Source organism: Hoeflea phototrophica DFL-43 (genome assembly GCF_000154705.2).
In the GTDB taxonomy this organism is placed as follows: domain Bacteria; phylum Pseudomonadota; class Alphaproteobacteria; order Rhizobiales; family Rhizobiaceae; genus Hoeflea; species Hoeflea phototrophica.
In genome coordinates this window covers 1,740,765-1,763,687 of the sequence record NZ_CM002917.1, presented here as the reverse complement: position 1 = coordinate 1,763,687, position 22,923 = coordinate 1,740,765, and the positions used below count along the sequence as shown (strand labels likewise).

Below are 22,923 nucleotides of genomic sequence, written 5' to 3'. Positions count from 1 at the left end.
AGAGGGCTTAGCCCGCCGCAGGCGCAGAGCGGCCCAACCCGCCATGCAGATCAAGGCAGCGCTCGAACCAGTCGGTCACTGCATCGCCCTCCTCAAGCAAACGTGCGGTGGAGACCAGCCGGACCCATTGCAGCGCCCCAAAGACGATATAGTCGGCAAACAGCGGCGATGACCCGCCAATCCAGGGCTGCGACTTGAGCATCACCCGCAATGGCGTCAACTTGGCCGAAAAGCCCGCGATCTCCGCGTCGCGAAGCGCGGCCACCTCATCAAAGCTCTTGCCCAAACGGGCTTCGCGGCTCGGTATAAAATAGGCCTGATCCTCAGGCGCCAGCCGATCGTGGATCTCCTGGAGCGCGATCACGTTAAGGGCGGCGTGCAAAGTTGACTGCGACCAGGATTCGACGAAACGGGCCATGGCCTGACCGCCCTCCCCGCCAAACAGCGATGGCCGGTCGGGATAGGTTTCCTCGAGATAATCGGCAATCAGAAAACTATCGGCGACCACTCTTGAGCCATCACGGATCACCGGCACCGTCTTGGAGACACCGCCCTCGACTTGTGGGACCTGTGTAACAGACACCGTCTTGCGGTCGAAATCGAGCCCCTTGTGGGCCAGCGCCATTGCGGTCTTCCAGCAATGGGGGCTGAAGGGACGGGAGAGATCTGTGCCGGCAAGTTCATACAGGGTGATGGTCATTTGAATTCGCGCTTTCTGGGAAACATCTAAACAGGATTATGATTTTCGCACTGATTAAGGATCGCGACGCTAATCGGTCGAAACTGCCGAGAGCAACCCCAATTCACGCTCCATGACGGCAAAATCGCGATCATTGTGCAACAGCTTCACGGAACTCTCGAGACACCAGGTGGCAATAACCACATCCACCGTTCCCCGTGGCGTAAATCCTGACCGGCGCAGTTGGCGGTAATTGGCGGCAGCTCTTGGCGCGACAGCGGGACCGCAAAGCGTTTCGACCGGCAATTGCGAGAGGGCCTGCTCAATCCGCAGGATATCACGCTGATGCTTTGGGCCTTGCAGCAACTCAACCAGGATCAGGTCTCCGATCAGCACCTGTCCGGAACTGGCCGCATGCTTTAGGCAATCCACATGAACTGATTGCCGGCCAACAAAGAAATCGACCCACACAGAGGTGTCGACAAGGATCACCTGTCAGACCGCAGACTGCCGGGATCTTCTTCCCATTCGACTGTGCCCTGCAAATCCAGGATGGCCTGCGCGGCACGGCGTCGGCGCAAATGATCGCGCAACGCATCATCAACCACCTGACGCTTGGTCTTGCGGCCAGTCAGCTTCATCAGTTCAGTGACCAGCTCGTCATCGATCTCGATATTGGTGCGCATTCGGACATCCGATGTGTATAAAGATGACAATTATACACCTTTGGGTGCATCTGCGCAAATTCTATGCCTTGCCATTTGCATGAAACCCAGCCAGAAGCGCGGGCATGCTTACGATTACCGACCTTTCGGCCCGCATCGCCGGGCGGCTTCTGATTGACAATGCCTCGCTGGCGCTGCCCGCTGGCGTCAAGGCAGGGCTTGTGGGGCCCAATGGCGCGGGCAAGTCGACCCTGTTTAAGATCATCACCGGCGAGATGGCGAGCGAGACCGGCCATGTCTCTATCCCGAAGAACACCCGGATGGGACAGGTGGCGCAGGAAGCGCCTTCGGAAGAGACCGCGCTGGTCGAGATCGTGCTTCGCGCCGATCTCGAGCGGACGAAGCTGATGAAGGAAGCCGAGACTGCGACCGACCCGAACCGGATCGCCGAGATCCAGACCCGGCTGGTCGACATCGACGCCCACTCCGCCGAAGCCCGTGCTTCCTCGATCCTTGCGGGCCTGGGCTTCGACCAGGACGCACAGCTGCGCCCCGCCTCGAGCTTTTCGGGCGGCTGGCGGATGCGTGTGGCGCTGGCCTCGGTGCTGTTTGCCGAACCGGATCTGCTGCTGCTTGACGAGCCGACCAACTATCTCGACCTTGAAGGCACCTTGTGGCTGGAGGATTACATCCGCCGCTACCCGCACACGGTGCTGATCATCAGCCATGACCGCGATCTGTTGAACACCGCGGCAAATGCCATCGTGCATCTCGATCAGAAGAAGCTGACCTTCTACCGCGGCGGGTTCGACCAGTTCGAGCGGCAGAAGGCCGAGCGTGACGAGCACCAGATGAAAGTGCGCGAGAAGAGCCTGGCAGCGCGCAAGCACATGGAAGCCTTCGTCGAACGCTTCCGCGCCAAGGCCTCAAAAGCGCGGCAGGCGCAGTCCCGGCTCAAGGCGCTTGAGAAAATGGGAACCGTGGACGCGGTTATCGAGACCAATGTCCGCGGCTTCTCCTTTCCGCGGCCCGACCGCGGCGTCGCTTCTCCGATCATTGCCATCGAAGACGGCGCGGTCGGCTACACACCGGGCGCACCCGTTCTGTCACGGCTTGATCTGCGGATTGATGCCGATGACCGGATTGCGCTGCTGGGTTCAAACGGCAACGGCAAATCGACATTTGCGAAATTCATCGCCGGCCGGCTCGAGGCCGAGGACGGCAGGCTGCGGCTGGCACCACAGCTCAAGACCGGCTTCTTCGCCCAACACCAGATGGATGATCTGAGACCCAATGAGTCCGCCGTGGCGCATGTGCGCGCACTGATGCCCGATGCCCAGGAGGCGCGGGTGCGCGCCCGGGTGGCTCAGATGGGGCTTACGGCTGAAAAGATGAACACCCCCGCCAAGGATCTCTCGGGCGGCGAGAAAGCCCGGCTGCTGATGGGTCTGGCCACGTTTGACGCGCCGAACCTGATCATTCTCGATGAGCCGACCAACCATCTCGACATCGACAGCCGCGCGGCACTGATCCGTGCGCTCAATGATTTCCCGGGCGCGGTGATCCTGATCAGCCACGACCGGCATTTGATCGAGGCCACCGTCGACCGGTTGTGGATCGTGCGCGATGGCACGGTCAGTTCATTTGACGGGGATCTGGAGGATTACCGCCAGGAAGTGGTGGGCGCCTCAAGCAGGGGCAAAAAGGGCGGTTCGGGCGATGGCGGCTCAAAGGCGGAGAAGCGCAAGCAGGCCGCCGAGCAACGCGCCAGCCTCGCGCCCCTGAAGAAGAAGATCAGCGACCTCGAAGCGATGGTGGCACGGCTGACCAAACAGGTTGAGTCGCTTGATGCGGAGCTTTCAAACCCCGAGCAGTTTGCCGACGCCCCCTACAAGATCGCGCAGAAATCCAAACAGCGCGCCGAACGGGCTGCCGAACTTCAGACCGCCGAAGAGCAATGGCTGGAGCTGACCAGCCAGGTGGAAGAGAGCGAAGCGGCGGAATAACCCCGCGGGCTTTCACCCGGTCGAGGTTGATGCGCCGCAGGAGCGCAGGAAACTTACGCCAGACAGACCAGCTGTTACTGGGCGGCCCTTGGAACAGCCACCTGCCCCTGCAAAAACGCTTCAAGATCCTCAAGGCTGTAAAACAGACGCGTTTTGGCCGGCAGTTCGGCGCGTATGGCTGCGAACCCGGCGCCGCCGACCCACAGCTCCACGCTCCGGGGGAGTATCGCGCGCAAATCACCAACCCAATTGACAAGGTCGGGGCCGCTTAGCCATGTGCTGCCCAGACAAACCGCATTTGCACCCAGCTTTCTGACGACCTTGCTGATTTCCATGACAGGCAGCTGCGCGCCGAAATAGTGGATTTCCACGCCGGATTCCTGCGCCAGCAGTGCGGCGATCAGTGTCCCGAGTTCGTGAATATCTCCTTCCGGCGTGCAGAACACGGCAGTCAGGGCAGCTTCACGTCCCCGCCCGAGCTTTAATGCCGAACCGAGTAGCGATCGAACTGCTGCCGAAATCAGGTGTTCGGAGCCGACCGAGAGGTCTCCCCTTTCCCAACGATCACCAACAATTTTCATCAATGGGGCGACATATTCAACAGCAAAAGCCGACGGACCGAGAAGCAGGAAGCGCTCAACCAGGATCTGATCAACCGCGTCATTGTCCAACATCTGTATCCGGTCCAGAATATCGGAGAACCTGGTCTTGCCCCCGCCCGAGCGTTCAAGAAGCCTGTTCAACTCGTCATCGCTCTTTTCGAAAATGGACCCTATGCGATGACCCGCGTCGATGCATTGCTTGAGCAACACAAGGCGCGCGAGATCCGCATCCGAAAAGAGCCGCCGATTTGATTCCGTACGCCCGGACGAAATAGCGCCAAAACGGCGTTCCCAAGCATGGAGTTGCTGCTTGGAAATCCCTGTTATGCGGATAACCTCTTCAATCCTGAAAATGTCGCCGCTCCCTCAGCCGCAAATCCTGTCTTGCATCCGCACATGCGTCCTGCACCGGCTCCTCAAACGCGGCCGGTGACACTCGCCTACGACAAATGACTAAGAGAAAATAACAAAAATCTTTGCTGCACGCCAGAGTGATGATGTCTCAAAACGACACCACTTTTGCCGATTTATGCTTTATGCATACATTTATTTGCCACTTTTATATTAAAATATAGTCTTTGTATATATTTGCACAGACCAAGATAAATTATATGGAAACTTGAGTTATTAAGCGATTTTAAACACCACAATGCCAATATTGACCACGAAATAGTGAACCCTGAACGCAGCAAGGCAAGGAACAGATCAGATCCTATTTATGCATGAGATTTCGCAAATCTCCGATACGAACTGGTTCTGGACTGCCCCTTGAGAGGAGACTTTTATGATCGGCAACCTTCTCAACAATGATGCAGAGAATGTCATCGCGGCACTCGGAAGATCTATGGCAATCATCGAATTTGACCTCAAGGGCAATATTCTGACCGCCAATGATCTGTTCTGCCAGGCTGTGGGCTATGAGCTCTCTGAAATCAAAGGCAAGCATCACCGGATCTTTGTTGATCCCACCGAAGCAGCCTCTGCTGACTATGCCGAATTCTGGAAGCGGCTTGGCCAAGGCACTTTCGACCGTGCGCAGTACAAGCGTTTCGGCAAGGGCGGCCAGGAAATCTGGATCGAGGCCAGTTACAATCCGATCTCGCGGAACGGAAAACCCTACAAGGTGGTGAAGTTTGCGACCGACATCACGGAGGCCAAGCTCAAGTCGGCAGAAGATTCGGGAAAGATCGCGGCTATCTCGCGCTCACAGGCGATGATCGAATTCAAACCCGATGGCACCATCCTCAACGCCAACGAGAACTTTCTCGGCGCGGTCGGCTACAGCCTCGAAGAGATTGTCGGCAAGCATCACAGCATTTTCTGTGATGCGGACTATGCCAAGGGGGCGGATTACGCCACCTTCTGGAACCGTCTTGAAAGTGGAGAGTTTTTCTCGGATGAGTTCATGCGCGTCGGAAAAGGCGGCAAGATCATCCATATCCAGGCCACCTACAATCCCATCCTGGATGCTGACGGCAAGGTCTTCAAGGTGGTCAAATACGCGACCGACATCACCGAACGCGTCCGCAACGTGTCGTCGCTTTCCAATGGGCTGGAACAGCTGGCCGAGGGTGACCTCATCACCGAGATTTCCGAGCCCTACATCGCAGCGCTCGAACCGCTGCGGACCAATTTCAACAAGGCCAAGACACGGCTGCGGGCGACCATGCAGTCCGTCGCGCAGAACGCGGAAGCAATCACATCCGGCTCCGCGGAAATCCGGTCTGCGGCCAATGAATTGAGCAAGCGGACAGAAAGCCAGGCCGCATCGGTTGAAGAGACCGCGGCAGCGCTCGAACAGGTCACCAAAACAGTGGCGGAATCGAGCAATCGCGCCGATGAAGCGGGCTCCCTGGTCAACAAGACCCGGGAGGATGCCGAAAAGTCAGGTCAGGTTGTCACCAGGGCGGTGTCCGCCATGGCCGAAATCGAGAAATCGTCCCACGCCATCACCAACATCATCAATGTGATCGACGACATCGCATTCCAGACCAACCTTCTTGCGCTCAACGCCGGTGTTGAAGCTGCCCGCGCAGGCGAGGCAGGCCGGGGTTTCGCAGTCGTGGCCCAGGAGGTGCGTGAACTTGCACAGCGCACCGCAACGGCTGCAAAGGAAATCAAGGTGCTGATCACCCAATCGGGCGAACAGGTCAAATCCGGCGTCTCGCTGGTCGACGAAACCGGTGAATCTCTCACTGCCATTGTCGAGCAGGTCCAGCAGATCAGCACCAATGTCCAGGCTATCGTCATCGGTTCGCGCGAGCAGGCCACAGGCCTTGCCGAGATCAACACCGCGGTCAACACGATCGATCAGGGCACGCAGCAGAATGCGGCGATGGTCGAGGAATCAACGGCCGCAAGCCACAGCCTGGCCCAGGAAGCCGCGTCGTTGTTCGAACTGCTCAGCCATTTCAAGACCGGCGAACATCAGCAGGGTAGCAAAGCCAGCGGTCCGCGATTGGCCACCAGCAATGCCACATCAAGCGCGACCAAGCCCGCTTCGTCGCAACGGCCAGTCGCCCATGGCAATGCCGCTGTCGATATGGATCAGTGGGAAGACTTCTGACAATCGCGAAAGACCGGGATGAACATTTCCGGTTTGGATCAAGCCTCCCGGAGCATACTCCGGGAGGCATTTTTTTGCCGATGCCCCTACCCGCCGGAGTGCCGGATCAGGCTTTCTTCTGCCAGCGGCGATCCTCGGTCTGCTGCCAGTAGGTCAGCTCGTGACCATCGGATTTGAGGCGCTTCCACTGGGCCCGTGCGGCTTCAAGCTGATCCTGGTCGTGGCCATCGAACATCAACACCAGCCGCTCTACGCCTGCCAGTGCCGGCAGGTCCGCGCCATCAGCAACGAAACGCACCGTTGCCGCGTTGGCAGCCTCTTGCGAAAGCGTCAGCAACACCGGCTGCCGGTCGGCATGAGCTGCCATGTCGCTGCCATGGGGCAGGAAGCTTTCTTCACGGAAGGTCCACAGATGCGCGTCAAGCGCAGCCAGGCGTTCCTCGCTACCAAGATGCACCGAGACCCGCCAACCGCGCTCGAGGCTTTTTTCGAGCAAAGGTGGCAGCGCGTCCTCAAGCCGGGATTCAGTCAAATGATAAAACAGAATCTCCGCCACGCCGCCTCCCCTCAGGCTTCGTAGTTGGCGCGCACCAACTCATCGAGAAGCCGCACGCCAAATCCCGAGGCCCATGACTGGTTGATATCGCTCGAGGGCGATCCCATCGCGGTGCCGGCAATGTCGAGATGCGCCCAGGGGGTTTCACCGACAAAACGCTTGAGGAACTGGGCGGCTGTGATCGAGCCCGCATAGCGTCCGCCGGTGTTCTTCATGTCGGCGAATTTGGAATCGATCATTTTGTCGTAGGCCGGATCAAGCGGCAGACGCCAGACCCGCTCCTGTGTCGTCTCGCCAGCAGCTCTCAAGGCCTGGGACAGATCGTCATCATTGGAGAACAGACCCGCGTGATGCTGGCCGAGCGCCACCATCACGGCGCCGGTCAGGGTGGCGAGATTGATCATCACCGCAGGTTTGAACTTCTCCTGGCAGTAGGTCAGCGCGTCACACAGAACCAGTCGGCCTTCCGCATCTGTGTTGATGATCTCGATGGTTTGACCGGACATCGAGCGGACAATGTCGCCGGGGCGCTGGGCTGCGCCATCGGGCATGTTCTCGACCAGTCCGATGATGCCGATGGCGTTGACCTTGGCCTTTCGGGCGGCAAGCGTGTGCATCAGGCCGGTCACGGCGGCCGCACCGCCCATGTCGCCCTTCATGTCTTCCATGCCGCCGGCGGGCTTGATCGAGATGCCACCGGTGTCAAACACCACACCCTTGCCGATGAAGGCCACCGGCTTGTCCTTGGGCTTGCCGCCCTGCCAGCGCATGATGGCGAGGCGTGGCGGACGGACCGAGCCGAGCGAAACACCTAGAAGCGCCTCCATCTTGAGCTTCTTCATCTCCTTCTCGGTGAGAATCTCCACCTCCATGCCGAGCGCTTCAAGCGCCTTGGCGCGGGCAGCAAACTCAACCGGGCCCAGCACATTGGCAGGTTCATTGACCAGATTGCGCGCCAGAATGACCCCTTCGGCCACTGCCTGACGGCTCACAAACGCCTTCTTGCAGGCGCTCGAATCCGCATGCTGGAAGATGACCTTGACCTTGCGCGACTCCTTGTCGTCGTCATCGCCTTTCTTGGTCTTGTAGAGGTCGAAACTGTAGGCGCGCATCAGAAGTCCAAGCGCCATGTCGGCGGCGGCATCGGCGGACAGAGCATCCGCCTCCCCCAGCAGCACTGTCACCTTGTCGGCCTTGCGGATCAGGGTGAAGATCTTGCCGCCAGCGCGCATCCATTCATGGGCGGTCATCTTTTCCGGCTCGCCGGCGCCGAGGATAGCGATCCGGTCCACTGCCGCAGCCGCGGGCGCCAGCAAATCGAGGGTGGATAAGGACTTGCCGGTAAAGGCAGAGACCTTGGCGGCCTTGTCGAGCTGGTCAGAGGCGTCCACAGAGCGGGCGGACGCAGAGATCGGCTCGGCAAGCGTGCCGATGGCGACAACCAGCCCGCCTGATATTTTTGCGGGCTTGGAAAAACTGACTTCAATGCTCATCGACATGACGGCTCCGTAGGTATTTCAGATGGAATTTCGGATGATCTTGCGTTGGTGGCGATCTTGGCGTTTTCGTGACAGAAGGCAAGGCCCGCAGAAAGGGTCGGCAGAATCGAGGCAGGCATTGGAAGGGCATTGCATTTGCGACACATGAGGGCAAGAAACGATTAACCGTGTTCGTTTGCCGCAGATTATCCATTTTACGTTTGGATAGGAGTGGTGCAATGGTCGCAGGTGTCCGCAAATGACACACCTACGCCGCGCGGTTCACCCCGCACCGGAAAAAGGCGCAATGAATCAGATAGAACGGTACATATTGCGGCGCATGGCGTCCTTGACCTTCTGGTCGCTGACAGCAGCCACACTTCTGGTTATGACCACCCAGGTGCTGATCCGCGTCGATGTGCTGACCACGACCGGCCAGGCCTTTGGCGCGTTCATGCTGCTGGCGGCAACCATTATTCCCTCGGTGATCTCCGTGGTAGCGCCTTTCGCGCTGCTGATTGGTGTCAGCCAGGTGCTCTCCGGCATGAATTCCGACAGCGAACTCGTGGTCATCGAAGCCGCAGGCGCAAGGCCCGCAACCGTGCTCAGGCCGGTCATGGCGCTTTCCGTCGCGCTATCAATCATGGTGCTGCTGGTGGCCAACTTCGTCGAGCCCTGGTCCAACCGCAAACTCTACGATGTGCTTGCTCAGGCGCAGTCGGATCTGTTTTCGGTCGCAGTGCGCTCGGGCACCTTCATGAAGCTTGAGGACGGGCTCTATGTGCAGGTCAACGAGAAGCTCCCCGGTGGCGCATTGAGCGGGATTTTTCTCTCCGACACGCGGACCGATGGCACTGAAGCCATCTATTACGCCAAGAGCGGCGTGATCCAGCCCGAGGGCGATACCAATATTCTGCTGCTTCTTGATGGTGAACTCCAGCAGCGCGACACGTCAAATGACCAGATCTCGATTGTGACCTTCTCATCCTATGCGCTCGACATGGCGGCCTTCGTGCCCGCCGGACAGAACGCCGCGCGACGGCCCAAGGAGCAGTCGACCGGCTATCTGCTCGCGCCCCCATCCGACGACTACTATGCCGGGAACGCACCCTATATCATCAAGGAGGAACTGGTTCAGCGGTTCAGCACGTGGCTGTATCCGCTCGCCTTCGGCCTGATCGCCTTCGCCTTTCTTGGAAAGGCCCGTTCAAACCGGCATGAGCAATTCCAGAACGGGGCATTGGTCGCAGGCATTGCGCTTGGGGCCCGCGGCTTTGGCTTCTACAGCGTTGAGGAAGCCGGCGCGAGTTCAGCCATGGAGGTCCTGTCCTACCTGGTGCCGGGAATGCTGATCGTTCTGTTCGGCGCGCTCGCAGTGACGGGACATACCCTGACCATCCCGAAAGCCTGGGCGCGGCTCAATGACCGCATTATCGAGACCGCAAGCGCCAGACTGGCGCGCTGGAACCGGCCTCAGAAAGGCGGCCAATCGGCATGACGGTGTTCCCGCCTATCCTGTCACGGTATTTTTTCCGGCGCTACGTGATGACATTCCTCACCTATTGCCTGGCCATTCTGGTGATCATTCTGCTGGTGGATTTCAACGAATCGGGCCGCCGGCTTTCCGCCGCTCCGGAATACACCGTTACGACGGGTCTGCTGGTTTCGGCGCTTCGTGTGCCAACCATCCTGCAGGCGGCCATCCCGTTCGTGGTGCTGATCGCATCGATTGCCACCCTGTTGCAGCTCAACCGCAAATACGAGCTGGTGGTGGCCCGGGCCGCCGGAATTTCCGCCTGGCAGTTCCTGGCGCCGCTGGTTGCCGCCAATCTTCTGATCGGGTTCATCGCGGTCGCCGGGCTCAACACCTTTGCCGCATCAGCAATGCAATGGGCTGAAACCATCATTGTCGAGCGAAACCTCGGCAGCGCGCAATCGTCAGACAGCGCGCCATGGCTCAGGCAGCGAACGGAACAGGGCGACACGGTTCTTGGCGCGCGCGCCAGTGCCGCCGGGGGCACCCGGCTGTCCGGCGCCACATTCTTCCTGTTTGATGAGGATCAGAACATAAAGGAACGGCTGGAAGCCGAAACCGCCGTGCTCGGCGACGGCGAATGGGTTCTCACGAATGTCCGCCGGATCCGCGGTTCGGAGCCGGTCGAACAAGTGGAATCAGCCTCTGTGCCAACCTCCCTGAAGGCAGAATTCGTCGGCGAATCACTGACTTCGCCGGACACCGTGCCGTTTTTCGAGTTGCGGGACAAAATTGCGGTTGCCAAATCCTTCGGCCTCTCGGCCACCAGTTATGAGATGCAATTCCATCGTTTGGTGGCCCAACCCGCACTTTTGGCGGCTATGACGCTGATCGCGGCGATTGTCTCGTTGAAATTTGTTCGCTTTGGCCAGTCTTTAACGGTCATCTTGGGTGGAATCCTCGCGGGCTTCGTGCTTTATGTCGTTTCCGAGTTGATCCAGGCATTTGCCAATGCCGGGACCATCCCGCCTATAGTGGCGGCATGGCTTCCGGTTCTGGTAGCCTCAGCATTGGGGACGACAGTGCTTCTCCACAAGGAGGATGGTTAGTGGCGAGTATGCGCCGGTCAAAAGTTCATGCGTTCGCTGGCGTTTTGTGCGCCGGTGCGGCCATTTGCTCTCTGCTGGCAGCGATGCCCTCCGAGGCGTCGGCACAAACAGCCCTGCCCGGTGGCCTTTCGGTGCCGGAAGACCAGAAAATGCTGCTTGCATCCGATGAGCTGACCTACAACAATGATACCGGGGTGGTGATCGCAACCGGTGGCGTGCAGATCGATTACGGCAGCTACAAGCTGGTTGCGGATCGCGTTGAATACGATCAGAACACCGGCCGCATGCGCGCGATCGGATCGGTGGAGATGATCGAACCCACCGGCAACCGGATCTATGCGGACGAGCTTGATGTCACTGATGATTTCGCCGACGGCTTCGTCAATGCGCTCAGAATCGAAACACCGGACAACACCCGCATTGCGGCCGAAAGTGCCGAGCGCAGCGACGGCACCGAGACCACCTTCAACAATGGTGTCTACACGGCCTGTGAGCAGTGCGAAAAGAACCCGGAACGCCCGCCCTTGTGGCAGGTGAAAGCCGAACGGGTGATTCAGAACGGCGAAACACAGACCATCCGGATGGAGCGGGCAACCTTCGAGCTGTTCGGCATGCCGATTGCCTACCTGCCCTATCTCGAATTGCCGGACCACAACAAAAAGCGCAAGACCGGTTTCCTGACCCCCTCCTATCGGACAAGCGAAAACCTGGGATACGGCGTGTCGGTGCCGTTTTACTGGGCGATCTCACCCTATATGGACGCGACATTCACCGGCACCGCCTACTCGAAGCAGGGTTTTCTGGGTGAGGCTGAGTTCCGGCGAAACTTCGCCGATGGTGAAGTGACGTTGCGCATTGCAGGCATCTCGCAGCTCAAGCCCGAGCAGTTTACCGCCAACACATCCGATGCGCTCGAGACCGAACGCGCCATGATCGCCTCCACGGGCCGGTTCAGGATCAATCCGCGCTGGACCTTCGGCTGGAATGTGATGGCCCAGACCGACAACAATTTCGCGCGCACCTACAATATCGAAGACTACAATGCTAGCACGGTGAAATCAGAGGTCTTTCTGACCGGGGTTTCCAACCGCAGCTATTTCGATTTGCGCACATACCGTTTTGACGTTCAGGATGCCGACGAAAACAATACCACCGAGAAGCAACAGGCCTTGGTGCATCCGTCGCTTGACTATCAGCGCACGTTCTCCGATCCGATCGCAGGCGGCGAGTTGGCGCTTAACGTCAATGGCTATTCATTGTCGCGGCGGGCGGATGACATCAATCCCCGCGCCGGCCTGGCAGCGGTCGATCCGCTCAACGCAGATCGCTACAAAGGCTTTGAAGGCAACAATTCGCGGCTGAGTGCCGAACTGGAGTGGAAGCGTACCCTCACGACCATGAACGGCCTGCGGCTGACCCCGATCCTGGCGGCACGCGGCGATCTCAACTCCGTCGATGTCGACAATGCACCGACCGATTATGACGGCACATTTGCCGGCAATGGAACGCATTCCCGCGGCATGGTGACTGCGGGTCTTGAAGCCAGCTACCCGGTTCTGATCACGGCGCCCAATTCCAGCCATGTGATTGAACCCATCGCCCAGGTCTTTGTGCGTCCGGATGAGCACCTTGCCGGCGGGATTCCCAATGAGGATGCCCAAAGCTTCGTTTTTGACGCGACGTCGCTGTTTGAGCGCGACAAATTTGCGGGATTTGACCGCACCGAGGGCGGAACACGGGCCAATGTCGGCCTGCGCTATTCCGGCAACTATTCCAATGGCATGACGACCTATGCCACCTTTGGGCAGTCCTATCATCTGGCCGGATTGAACTCCTTTGCCACACCTGACCTTTCGCAGGCAACACGCAATTCCGGTCTTGAAGATGATGTGTCCGACTTCGTCGGTGCGGTCGGCCTGGCTACGCGCCGAGGGTTTTCATTTGCCGCCTCGGCACGCTTTGACAAGGATGATTTCCGCGCCGAGCGCACGGACATCACCACCGGCTACTCCAACACCCGTTTGAGTCTGAGTGGCACCTTCAGCGAAATCAAGGCGCCCCGGCCGAACACCTACTCGGAGCCAGATCGTCGCGAAGTCACCGGCTTCGCATCGCTCAAAATACACGACTACTGGCGTGTGGCAGGTTCGGCGAGCTACGATCTGGCAGACAATGAGTTCGACCGCTATGCGTTTGGTGTGCTCTACGAAGACGAATGTTATGCATTCTCGTTCTCCTATCAGGACATTCGTGACGACAACAACACGAGCGGGCGCGACTGGAGTGTGGGGGCGCGGTTGAGTTTCCGTACACTGGGAGATATCAACGCAGGTGAAATAGATCCCCTGCTTGAACCCAGCTTCTGACGCTGGCGATCAATTCAAAGGCTGGCCGCTGCCGCAGGAACAAGTATTGGGCGCCTCGTTTTCGCCGTATCGTGGGGGCATTTACCAGCTTGCATTGATTTGCAACACTGTGCGAAGCATTGCGCACAACAAAGGATCTTAACGCATGAAAGTCTCTGCGATACTTCGCCTTACCGGGCTACTGGTAGCAGCCACCATGGCGTTTTCCAGCGCCCCGGGCCTTTTGCCGAACGCAATGGCAGCAAGCGAAATCAAGATCGTGGTCAACAAGCAGGCGATCACCAGCGTCGACATTGCCCGGCGGGTCGCCTTCTTGCGTTTGCAGCGCACAGGCGGCAATCTGCAGGCCAAGGCGCGAGAGCAGTTGATCGAGGAATCGTTGAAGTATCAGGAAGCGCTGCGCATTCGTGCGGTTGTCTCACAGGCACAAATTGATGCCTCATACGCGCGCTTCGGAAAATCCAACAATCTTTCGGTCAAGCAACTCAATCAGGTTCTCAACCAGGCCGGCGTGACGCCTCAGCACTTCAAGGACTTTATCCGGGTGCAGATGAGCTGGCCGCGCGTCGTCCAGGCCCTTGAGGGAACCTCAGGCGGCGGCATGTCGACACAGGATCTGGTGTCGAAAATGCTTGAGCGCGGCGATGACAAGCCCTCAACCACGGAGTACATCCTGCAACAGGTCATTTTCGTGGTTCCGTCCAACAAACGCTCCAATGCGACGCTGAACGCGCGCAAACGCGAAGCCGAGCAGTTGCGCGGCCGGTATCAGGGTTGTGAAAATGCCGCGGCCGCTGTGACTGGCCTGCGTGACGTGACTTTGCGCAATCTTGGACGCATCATGCAGCCGCAGTTGCCGCCAGATTGGAAACCCCTGATTGAGAAAACTGAGGCCGGCGCCACCACCCCCACCCGGATCACTGACCGGGGTGTAGAGTTCATTGTCATTTGTTCGTCCAAGACAGTCAGCGATGACAGGGCGGCTGAGCTCGTGTTTCGTGCCGAAAACAGTGATGCCGGCGATAGCGAGACGGCCAAGAAGCATCTCGCCAAACTGCGCGAGAGCGCCGTTATCGCCAATCGTTAGAGGCCATCGCACATGACCGGAGGCAACGCTGCGCTTGCCCTGACCATGGGGGATCCGGCCGGAATCGGCCCGGATCTGTCGCTTGTGGCCTGGCACAACCGCGCAAATCTCCGTCTGCCAGCCTTTTTCCTGCTTGGTGATCCAGACATGCTTGGTGCGCGCGCCAGGATGCTGGGGCTCGACATTCCATTGGTCGACACCACGCCGGAACGCGCGGTTTCCGATTTTGCGCGGGCCCTGCCCGTCCTGCCGGTGAGGCTCACGGCTGACGTGCATGCTGGTGAGCCAGATACCGCCAATGCGGGCGCGGTGATCGAAGCCATTCGCCAGGCTATCGAACTGACTATGGCAGGCCGCGCTCAAGCTGTTGTCACCAACCCGATCGCCAAGTCCGTGCTTTACGGAGCCGGTTTCGGGTTTCCAGGCCATACCGAATATCTGGCGCATCTGGCGGGAGACGCTCTCGGCCGCACGGTCACCCCGATCATGCTGCTCGCCGGGCCGGAGCTGCGTGTTGCGCCGGTAACCATCCACATCCCGCTTGCCGATGTGCCCCGCGCCCTGACCACCGAGGCAATTGTGGAAGCCGCGCGGATCATGTCGCATGATCTGTCGTTGCGCTTTGGCGTTGCCCGGCCACGGATCGCCATATCGGGGCTTAACCCCCATGCCGGCGAGGACGGATCGCTGGGAGCCGAAGACGGGACCATCATCGCTCCTGCAGTTGCCGAGTTGCGCGCAGGCGGCATTGATGCTGTCGGGCCGCTGCCGGCCGACACCATGTTTCATGCCGAGGCGCGCGCCACCTATGACGCGGCGCTGTGCATGTATCACGATCAGGCGCTGATCCCGGCCAAGACGCTGGGCTTTCACGATTCGGTCAACGCCACGCTGGGCCTGCCCTTCGTGCGCACCTCGCCCGATCACGGCACGGCGTTTTCACTTGCGGGAACCGGGACCGCGCGTCCCGACAGCCTGATCGCGGCACTCCGGCTCGCCAACACCATGGCCAGCGCCGAAGCCCGGCACACATCGAGCGCTGCCTGATGGCCCTTGCCCATGACGGCCTGCCTCCATTGCGCGACATTGTCGCCACCTACGGGCTCGCGCCGAGGAAGGCGCTGGGTCAGAATTTCCTGTTCGATCTCAACCTGACCGGCAAGATCGCCCGCGCGGCAGGCCCTCTGGAAGGCTTCACCATCTTCGAGATCGGTCCCGGTCCCGGCGGCCTCACCCGCGCACTGCTTGAACAGGGCGCCGAGCGTGTCGTTGCCATAGAGCGGGATCAACGCTGCCTTCCGGTGCTTGAGGAGATCTCAGCGCACTATCCGGGCAAGCTCGAGGTGGTGGAGGCCGATGCGCTGGACGTCGATCTGGCAGCTCTTGCCGGCGGCGCACCCGCCAAGATCGTCGCCAACCTGCCCTACAATGTCGGTACGCAGCTTCTGATCAACTGGCTGACCGTCAACCCCAAGGCACCGTTCTGGACTTCGATGACACTGATGTTCCAGAAGGAAGTGGGGCAACGCATCATTGCCGCTCCGGGTTCGAACCATTTTGGCCGCCTGGGGGTTCTCGCCGGATGGCTGACCCATGCCGACATTCTGTTTGACGTGCCGCCGCAGGCTTTCACGCCACCGCCGAAAGTGACCTCGAGCGTGGTGCAACTGGTGCCCCGCGCCGATCCCCTTCCCTGCGAGCTGGCAAAGCTCGAGCGTGTCACACAGGCTGCCTTCGGCCAGCGCCGCAAGATGCTGCGCCAGAGTCTCAAACCCTTGGGTGGCGAGGCGCTACTCGAAAGCGTCGGCATCGATCCCGCACGGCGGGCGGAAACGCTCAGTGTCGAAGAGTTCTGTGCGCTGGCGCGGGCAATCTGAAACCGCCAGCCATGGCCCAGCGGCGCCCGTTGCCGCGGCCAGGCCGGCTCCCAGAGGAGCATCAAAGCCATGAAGACAATCGGCATTCTGGGCGGGATGAGCTGGGAAAGTACGACCACCTATTACCAGTTGCTCAACCAGATGGTCCGGGCCAGGCTCGGTGGTTTGCATTCGGCGGATATCCTGCTGCGTTCCTTTGACTTCGCGCCGATCGCCGAACTTCAATCCGAGGGCAACTGGGCGCATGCAGCAGAGGTGATGACCGAGGCTGCAATTGCGCTCGAGAAAGCCGGTGCAGGCTGCCTGCTGATCGGAACCAACACGATGCATATCTGCGCCGATGCCGTGCAGGCGGCGCTGTCGGTCCCGCTGCTGCACATTGCCGATGTCACCGCTGCTTCGATACAGGCGAGCGGTTCGAAGTCGCCACTGCTGCTTGCCACCCGTTTCACCATGGAAAAGGATTTCTACAAGGGCAGATTGAGCGACAAACATGGGATCAAGGTCCAGATCCCCGATGCGGTAGAACGCCAAGACGTCCACAGCATCATCTATGAGGAGCTTTGCCAGGGCGCGATCAGCGCAGTCTCCAGGGCCCGGTATCTCGACATAATCGCAGCAGCCAAAGCGCGCGGCGCAGACGGGGTGATTTTCGGCTGCACCGAAGTCGGTCTGTTGATTTCGCCCGAGGACTTCGACATGCCCGCCTTCAACTCAACCGAGCTTCATGCCCAAGCCGCCGTTGATTTTGCGCTGGCCGGCGATGCCTAGAGCGTTTCACGTTTTGACGGAAGCATATCCTGCGTTTTGGAAATAGTTGGCGCATTCTTTGGGCTCGATGGTTGAGACGAGTGTGCCGATGTGGCGCCAAGTGTCGTCAATGCTACGTTTCTGGGCTGCGCGCATCCAGTGTTTGATCTTTGCGAAGGCTTGTTCGATCGGGTTGAGGTCGGGGCTGTAGGGCGGCAGGAACCAGAGCCTTGCTCCGGCCGATTTGATCAACTGGCGAATGATGGCTGCCTTGTGGGAGCCAAGATTGTCCAGAATGACGATGTCACCGGGTCTGAGAACCGGCAGGAGCTGTTGCTCGACATAGGCGCGGAAGCATTGGCCGTTGATCGGACCATCGAAGACGCAAGGTGCGGCGAGGCCATCACAGCGCAGCGCACCAAGGAATGTCAGTGTGCGCCAGTGGCCATGCGGAGCAAAGCCGCGCAGGCGCTTGCCCTTCGCACCCCACCCGCGTAGCGGGGCCATGTTGGTTTTGATCCAGGTTTCATCGATGAAGACCAGCCGCCTGGGGTCGAGATTGCCCTGAAAGGACCGCCATCGCTGTCGCCTGCGCGCAACATCGGCACGGGCCTGTTCAAGGGCGAACAGGGTTTTTTTTGAAGCGCAAACCCTCACGGCGCAAGAACAGCCAGACCGCGTTGTGTGAGACCTTCACACCGCGCGCCGCAAGCTCTTTTCTCAGCCCATGCAGGGTCAGATGCGGCGTTTGGCCGATCCGCTCGATGATGAAGTCACGATGCGGTTGAAGAAGCGGCTTGCGGTGGCCACCAATCTTGCCAGGCGCAACACAGCCAGTCGAGCGATAGCGCTGCGACCACTTCACGACCGAGGAAACCGCAACGCCAAACCGAGAAGCGACCCTTCGGCTGGGTTCGCCGGCCAATACCGCGGCAACAACGCGTTCACGCAAATCATTGGAAAGGGGTGCTGTCATCCGATGCTGGCCTCCAATCCCAGCCAGCATCTTGAATCACAATTCCGAGAAAATGGGAATCCCATCCGATTCTCTCAAAACGTGAAACGGTCTAGTTTTCGAACCCAGGCAGAGCTGGCACCAGACTAAACAGGTGTTTGCAAGCTCCAGGCACACCGGAAACTGTCACCCCTCCAGAAGTTCCTGGACAAACTCGAACAGGCCGGGCCGGCGGTCGCGGCGCAGGCGTTCGGCCTGGACGATGGCGCGGACGGCGGAATAGGCCCGGTCGAGATCATCATTGACGACGACGTAGTCATATTCGCGCCAGTGCTCGATCTCCGACCGGGCGTTGGCGAGCCGTTGCTCGATCACATCATCGGCGTCTTCGGCACGGCGATGCAGGCGGGCCCGGAGTTCCTCCATCGAGGGCGGCAGAATGAAGATCGAGACCACATCGGCGCTCATTTTATCCTGAAGCTGCTGCGCGCCCTGCCAATCAATATCGAAGAGCATGTCACGCCCCTCAGCCATGGCGACCTCGGCGGCCTCGCGCGGCGTGCCGTAGTAGTTGCCATGCACTTCGGCCCATTCAAGCAGAGCCTCGGAATCGCGCATGCGTTCGAACTCACGATGCGATTTGAACTGGTAGTGCACACCCTCGATCTCGCTGCCACGGCGCTGCCTGGTGGTGACGCTGACCGAAAGGCTCAACCCGGTATCATGCTCCAGCAGATTGCGGGCAATGGTGGATTTCCCGGCTCCAGAGGGAGACGAAATCACCAACATGAGGCCCCGCCGCTTGATGCGAGCTGAAGGCAAGTGTGCGGGCGGCTGGCTCATCGCTACTCCAGATTCTGGATCTGCTCGCGAAACTGATCGATCAGGACCTTCAGATCAAGGCCGATCGCAGTGACGGAAGCCGCATTCGACTTCGAGCATATGGTATTGGTTTCACGGTTGAACTCCTGGGCAAGGAAATCGAGACGGCGGCCCGCCCCTCCTTCGCCTTCGATCAGCGTGCGGGCCGCCTCGACATGGGCCTTGAGCCTGTCGATTTCCTCGCGAAGGTCGGCCTTGGTGGCGATCAGCGCCGCCTCCATGTGCAGCCGGTCACGGTCAAGCCCGGCGCCGGTGTCCATCAACGCCGAGACCTGGTCCGCAAGACGTGCGCGGATCGCTTCGGGAGAGCGCGACGGATCGGCTTCGACCGCAAGTGTAAACGCTTCAATGCGGTCGATCTGGTCGCGCAGAACACGGTTCAGCGCCGCGCCCTCGGACAACCGCATTGCCTTGAGTTCTCCAAGTGCTGCCACAAAGCCCGCAAGCACGGCTTCATCACGCGTTGTGCGGTCGGCATCCGAGAGTTCGGGATCGCGAAACTCGAGCACGCCACGGATGTTGAGAAGCCCATCAAGCGCAGGTTTGCGCGCATCTATCCGCTCGCCAAGCCGGTTTACCAGCTCAATCACAGCCTCGAGTGCGGTCTCGTTGACCACAGCCTCCATGGCGGGAGCTGTGCCGCTTACAGACAGTGTGATCTGCACATTGCCGCGGCTCAATTCAGCGGCGGCCGCCTTGCGGACAGGTTGCTCAAGCGCCTCAAAACCCGGCGGCAACCGCAGCCGCAAATCAAGGCCCTTGCCGTTGACGGAGCGAAGTTCCCAGACATAGCGGCAGCCGGGGGCCTCTCCCTCATGGCGTGCAAAACCTGTCATCGACTGGATTGCCATTGCCTTGCCCCCTTCCGATTCCCCAACTCACGCAGCATAGCCTGCCGCGCCGTCAGTTCAATTGCCTTCGGAATTTTCTGTTGCGGCTTCGGCCTCGGCGGCTTTGCGGCGCTCCGCCTCAATCCTCCGCCAGCGGGCAACATTGGAATTGTGCTCATCCAGCGTCTCTGCGAAAGCATGCCCGCCGGTGCCATCGGCCACGAAGAACAGGTCCTTGGTGCGCGACGGGTTGGCCACAGCCTCCATCGCCTCACGCCCCGGATTGGCAATCGGGGTGGGCGGCAGCGCATCGATCACATAGGTGTTGTAGGGCGTCGGCTTGTCGATGTCGGAGCGGTAGATCGGGCGGTCGGACGGTTTGCCCTCACCGCCGAAAAGACCATAGATGATGGTCGGATCCGACTGCAGCCGCATGCCGAGATTGAGGCGATTGATAAACACGCCAGCCACGCGTGGGCGTTCATCTGCACGCGCGGTTTCCTTCTCCACGATAGAGGCCAGGATCACCAGTTCCTCAGGTGTTTCAAGCGGAAGGTCGGCAGCGCGGCGGGCCCAGATCTGTTCGAGCGCCCGGGTCTGGGCCTTTTCCATCTGTTCCAGGATTTCAAGCCGTGTGGTGCCGCGCGAGAACTTGTAGGTCTCGGGTAGCAATGCGCCTTCAGGGGGCATCTCGTCGGGAAGATCGCCTTCAAGCACAGGGGCTTCCCGCAGACGGTTGAACACCTGCACCACGGTCTGCCCTTCAGGCACCGTGAACGCATGCAGGATCGACTTGCCAGATTGCATCAGGCTGACGATCTCGCGCATCGACGATCCAGCCTTGATCTCGTATTCGCCAGCCTTGAGCGTGTCGTCACCCAGCACGCTCTTTGCACCCAGGGAGAAAATACGTTGGTCAGAGATGATGCCCTGACGCTCAAGGCCTGCCGCGATCTGATTGAGGCCCGCGCCCTCGCGCACCATGAAGTCGGTGGTCCGGTCCAGCGGACCGCGGCCTTCAAATTCGGTTTTGCCATACCAGAAGATCCCGACCCCGATAATCAGGACAAAGATCACCATCGACAACATGAAATTCAGGAACACGACGACCTGGTTGCGGGCGCGACGCGACCGCTTGGGTGGCGGCGGCGCATTTTCGGGCTTGAGCGCCTGCGAAGGCGAAACCGGAACAATCGGGCTTGAATCGCTGCTTTTTTTGTCTGCTGCGCGCCCGAAAACACCGCTGTTCTGGCTGTTGCTGTCGTTCAATTGGTCAACCTCCAGAGGAGTTGTGCGGGGCTCGTCCGCGATGCATGTTCTGTCTGTTCAATGTGGCGAAATGCCGGTTGTCGGGTGCCGCGCAGGAACAGCGACCGGACATCAGGCCTCAAAACGCCGCAAAACAAGCGATGCGTTGGTGCCGCCAAAGCCGAAAGAATTTGACAGCGCCACATCGATCTTGCGCTTGCGTGCCACCTTGGGAACCAAATCGATCCGGGTTTCGACCTCGGGGTTTTCAAGGTTGAGCGTGGGTGGTGCGATGCCGTCGCGGATGGCCAGGGCCGAGAACACGGCTTCCATCGCTCCGGCTGCGCCCAGAAGATGGCCGATCGCCGATTTGGTCGATGACATCGACACATTGGCAGCGGCATCACCGAGCAGCCGCTCGACCGCGCCAAGTTCAATCGTGTCGGCCATGGTCGAGGTGCCATGGGCGTTGATGTAGTCGATGTCAGATGGGTCCAGACCAGCGCGCTTGAGGGCCATCTTCATGCAGCGATAGGCGCCATCGCCGTCCTCGGAAGGCGCGGTGATGTGATAGGCATCACCGGACAGCCCGTAGCCAACAACTTCGGCCACGATGTTGGCGCCGCGCGCCAGTGCATGGTCAAGCTCTTCGAGCACCATGATTGCGGCGCCCTCGCCCATGACGAAACCGTCACGATCGCGGTCATAGGGGCGCGAGGCTTTCTCGGGGGTGTCGTTGAAGGACGTCGAAAGCGCCTTGCAGGCTGCAAAGCCCGCCAGGCCGATTCGGCTGATGGCGGCCTCGGCACCACCGGCAACCATCACATCCGCATCCCCCAATGCAATCAACCGGGCCGCATCGCCAATGGCATGGGCGCCGGTCGAGCAGGCCGTTACGACCGAATGGTTGGGACCACGCAGCTTGTTGCGGATCGAGACATGACCCGAGACAAGGTTGATCAGGCGTCCTGGAATGAAGAAGGGCGAAATGCGCCGTGGGCCCTTGTCGCGCAGGGTGTAGCCCGCCTCGACAATGCCCTGCAGACCACCGATGCCGGAGCCGATCATGACGCCGGTTGCAATCTGGTCTTCGTCGCTGGCCGGATGCCAGCCGGCATCCTTGAGCGCCATGTCAGCGGCCGCGATGCCGAACACGATGAACGGATCAACCTTGCGCTGTTCCTTGGGTTCCATCCAGTCATCGGCGATGAACGCACCCTCGATGGCCGGATCGGTCGGCACCGAGCAGGCAATCTGCGCGGCGATGTCGCTGACATCGAAGGTGTTGACGCGGGACGCGCCGTTTTCACTGTTGATCAGGCGGGACCAGGTAATCTCGGTACCGCTTCCCAAAGGCGAAACCACACCCATACCTGTGATGACGACTCGGCGCATCGCTTCAAATCTCCGTCAGGTCAAAAAAGCAACAAACCGGCGCAAATCTTGCGCCGGCCGCTTGAATGGGCCGTTTTAAAGGCCAGACGATCGATGAACTCAGGCCTGAGCCTTCGAGATGAACTTGATCGCATCGCCAACAGTCAAAATTGTGTCGGCAGCATCATCCGGGATTTCCACGCCGAATTCTTCTTCGAACGCCATTACCAGCTCGACGGTGTCGAGTGAGTCCGCACCAAGATCGTCAATAAAGCTCGCGCTTTCGGCCACCTTCTCTGCGTCAACGCCCAGATGTTCGATGACAATTTTCTTTACGCGGTCTGCGATGTCGCTCATGTCGGTTTCCTCGACCTGTTATACGTTGGACTTGCGCCTCGTTACCTGCACAAGCACGGGTA

At 59.7% G+C, this 22,923-nt stretch carries 21 protein-coding genes; 9 read left to right on the top strand and 12 right to left on the bottom strand.

Annotation, left to right across the window (positions count from 1 at the left end; translation table 11 throughout):
- Window positions 1-7: 7 nt before the first annotated feature.
- From HPDFL43_RS08200 to HPDFL43_RS08190, 3 genes are all read right to left on the bottom strand, one after another.
- A complete protein-coding gene (locus tag HPDFL43_RS08200) occupies window positions 8-700 on the bottom strand; it encodes a glutathione S-transferase family protein (protein ID WP_007196840.1) in 693 nt (230 codons plus the stop codon).
- A gap of 69 nt (window positions 701-769) precedes the next feature.
- Window positions 770-1,171, bottom strand: a complete 402-nt coding sequence (vapC, locus tag HPDFL43_RS08195; protein ID WP_007196839.1) for a type II toxin-antitoxin system VapC family toxin — start codon at window positions 1,169-1,171, stop codon at window positions 770-772.
- On the bottom strand, window positions 1,168-1,365 hold the full coding sequence (locus HPDFL43_RS08190; RefSeq protein WP_007196838.1) for a type II toxin-antitoxin system VapB family antitoxin: 198 nt from the start codon (window positions 1,363-1,365) through the stop codon (window positions 1,168-1,170). The genes vapC and HPDFL43_RS08190 overlap by 4 nt, the downstream gene beginning before the upstream one ends.
- Before the next feature lie 104 nt (window positions 1,366-1,469).
- Here HPDFL43_RS08190 and HPDFL43_RS08185 point away from each other — a divergent pair, with 104 nt between their 5' ends.
- Window positions 1,470-3,350 (top strand): ABC-F family ATP-binding cassette domain-containing protein, encoded by a 1,881-nt coding sequence (locus tag HPDFL43_RS08185; RefSeq protein WP_007196837.1) that lies wholly within the window; start codon window positions 1,470-1,472, stop codon window positions 3,348-3,350.
- A 74-nt stretch (window positions 3,351-3,424) separates the two neighbouring features.
- On the opposite strand, the gene HPDFL43_RS08180 is transcribed toward HPDFL43_RS08185, so the two are convergent.
- Complete coding sequence (locus HPDFL43_RS08180) at window positions 3,425-4,297, bottom strand: MerR family transcriptional regulator (RefSeq protein WP_425348857.1); 873 nt, start codon at window positions 4,295-4,297, stop codon at window positions 3,425-3,427.
- 439 nt (window positions 4,298-4,736) lie between these two features.
- Between HPDFL43_RS08180 and HPDFL43_RS08175 the strand changes: the two genes are divergently transcribed.
- Window positions 4,737-6,518 (top strand): methyl-accepting chemotaxis protein, encoded by a 1,782-nt coding sequence (locus HPDFL43_RS08175; RefSeq protein ID WP_007196834.1) that lies wholly within the window; start codon window positions 4,737-4,739, stop codon window positions 6,516-6,518.
- 106 nt (window positions 6,519-6,624) lie between these two features.
- Here the strand turns inward: HPDFL43_RS08175 and HPDFL43_RS08170 are convergent, their stop codons facing one another.
- A complete protein-coding gene (locus tag HPDFL43_RS08170) occupies window positions 6,625-7,074 on the bottom strand; it encodes a DNA polymerase III subunit chi (RefSeq protein WP_007196833.1) in 450 nt (149 codons plus the stop codon).
- Window positions 7,075-7,085: 11 nt separating this feature from the next.
- Window positions 7,086-8,573, bottom strand: coding sequence for a leucyl aminopeptidase (locus tag HPDFL43_RS08165; RefSeq protein ID WP_007196832.1), 1,488 nt, complete (start codon window positions 8,571-8,573; stop codon window positions 7,086-7,088).
- Between the two features lie 286 nt (window positions 8,574-8,859).
- Between HPDFL43_RS08165 and HPDFL43_RS08160 the strand changes: the two genes are divergently transcribed.
- The 7 genes from HPDFL43_RS08160 to HPDFL43_RS08130 all read left to right on the top strand — a co-directional run bounded on the left by HPDFL43_RS08160 (window position 8,860) and on the right by HPDFL43_RS08130 (window position 17,236).
- Window positions 8,860-10,050 carry an LptF/LptG family permease gene (locus HPDFL43_RS08160; RefSeq protein WP_169743239.1) on the top strand — a complete coding sequence of 397 codons (1,191 nt, stop codon included), beginning with the start codon at window positions 8,860-8,862 and terminating at the stop codon, window positions 10,048-10,050.
- Complete coding sequence (gene lptG / locus HPDFL43_RS08155; protein ID WP_040449132.1) at window positions 10,047-11,135, top strand: LPS export ABC transporter permease LptG; 1,089 nt, start codon at window positions 10,047-10,049, stop codon at window positions 11,133-11,135. Before HPDFL43_RS08160 ends, lptG begins: the two co-directional genes overlap by 4 nt.
- Before the next feature lie 8 nt (window positions 11,136-11,143).
- A complete protein-coding gene (locus tag HPDFL43_RS08150) occupies window positions 11,144-13,501 on the top strand; it encodes an LPS-assembly protein LptD (RefSeq protein ID WP_007196829.1) in 2,358 nt (785 codons plus the stop codon).
- A 145-nt stretch (window positions 13,502-13,646) separates the two neighbouring features.
- Entirely contained in the window at window positions 13,647-14,588 is a 942-nt protein-coding gene (locus HPDFL43_RS08145) for a SurA N-terminal domain-containing protein (RefSeq protein ID WP_040449131.1), read from the top strand.
- Window positions 14,589-14,600: 12 nt separating this feature from the next.
- Window positions 14,601-15,635: a 4-hydroxythreonine-4-phosphate dehydrogenase PdxA gene (gene pdxA / locus HPDFL43_RS08140; protein WP_007196827.1), complete on the top strand. Its 1,035-nt coding sequence runs from the start codon at window positions 14,601-14,603 to the stop codon at window positions 15,633-15,635.
- Window positions 15,635-16,465: a 16S rRNA (adenine(1518)-N(6)/adenine(1519)-N(6))-dimethyltransferase RsmA gene (gene rsmA / locus HPDFL43_RS08135; RefSeq protein ID WP_007196826.1), complete on the top strand. Its 831-nt coding sequence runs from the start codon at window positions 15,635-15,637 to the stop codon at window positions 16,463-16,465. Before pdxA ends, rsmA begins: the two co-directional genes overlap by 1 nt.
- Window positions 16,466-16,534: 69 nt before the next feature.
- Window positions 16,535-17,236, top strand: coding sequence for an aspartate/glutamate racemase family protein (locus HPDFL43_RS08130; protein WP_007196825.1), 702 nt, complete (start codon window positions 16,535-16,537; stop codon window positions 17,234-17,236).
- A gap of 6 nt (window positions 17,237-17,242) precedes the next feature.
- On the opposite strand, the gene HPDFL43_RS08125 is transcribed toward HPDFL43_RS08130, so the two are convergent.
- The 6 genes from HPDFL43_RS08125 to HPDFL43_RS08095 form a co-directional block, all read right to left on the bottom strand.
- Window positions 17,243-18,191 (bottom strand): IS630 family transposase gene (locus HPDFL43_RS08125; protein WP_156970227.1). Its coding sequence is split into 2 segments (ribosomal slippage): window positions 17,243-17,854 and window positions 17,856-18,191, totalling 948 coding nucleotides; the frame shifts between segments, so codons are not numbered across the junction.
- 165 nt (window positions 18,192-18,356) lie between these two features.
- Window positions 18,357-19,013 carry a guanylate kinase gene (gene gmk, locus HPDFL43_RS08115; RefSeq protein ID WP_040449130.1) on the bottom strand — a complete coding sequence of 219 codons (657 nt, stop codon included), beginning with the start codon at window positions 19,011-19,013 and terminating at the stop codon, window positions 18,357-18,359.
- A 2-nt stretch (window positions 19,014-19,015) separates the two neighbouring features.
- Window positions 19,016-19,903 carry a YicC/YloC family endoribonuclease gene (locus HPDFL43_RS08110; protein WP_007196821.1) on the bottom strand — a complete coding sequence of 296 codons (888 nt, stop codon included), beginning with the start codon at window positions 19,901-19,903 and terminating at the stop codon, window positions 19,016-19,018.
- Between the two features lie 57 nt (window positions 19,904-19,960).
- Entirely contained in the window at window positions 19,961-21,151 is a 1,191-nt protein-coding gene (gene mltG / locus HPDFL43_RS08105) for an endolytic transglycosylase MltG (protein ID WP_007196820.1), read from the bottom strand.
- 111 nt (window positions 21,152-21,262) lie between these two features.
- Window positions 21,263-22,525: a beta-ketoacyl-ACP synthase II gene (gene fabF / locus HPDFL43_RS08100; RefSeq protein ID WP_007196819.1), complete on the bottom strand. Its 1,263-nt coding sequence runs from the start codon at window positions 22,523-22,525 to the stop codon at window positions 21,263-21,265.
- A gap of 99 nt (window positions 22,526-22,624) precedes the next feature.
- Window positions 22,625-22,861 (bottom strand): acyl carrier protein, encoded by a 237-nt coding sequence (locus HPDFL43_RS08095; RefSeq protein WP_007196818.1) that lies wholly within the window; start codon window positions 22,859-22,861, stop codon window positions 22,625-22,627.
- Window positions 22,862-22,923 lie beyond the last annotated feature (62 nt).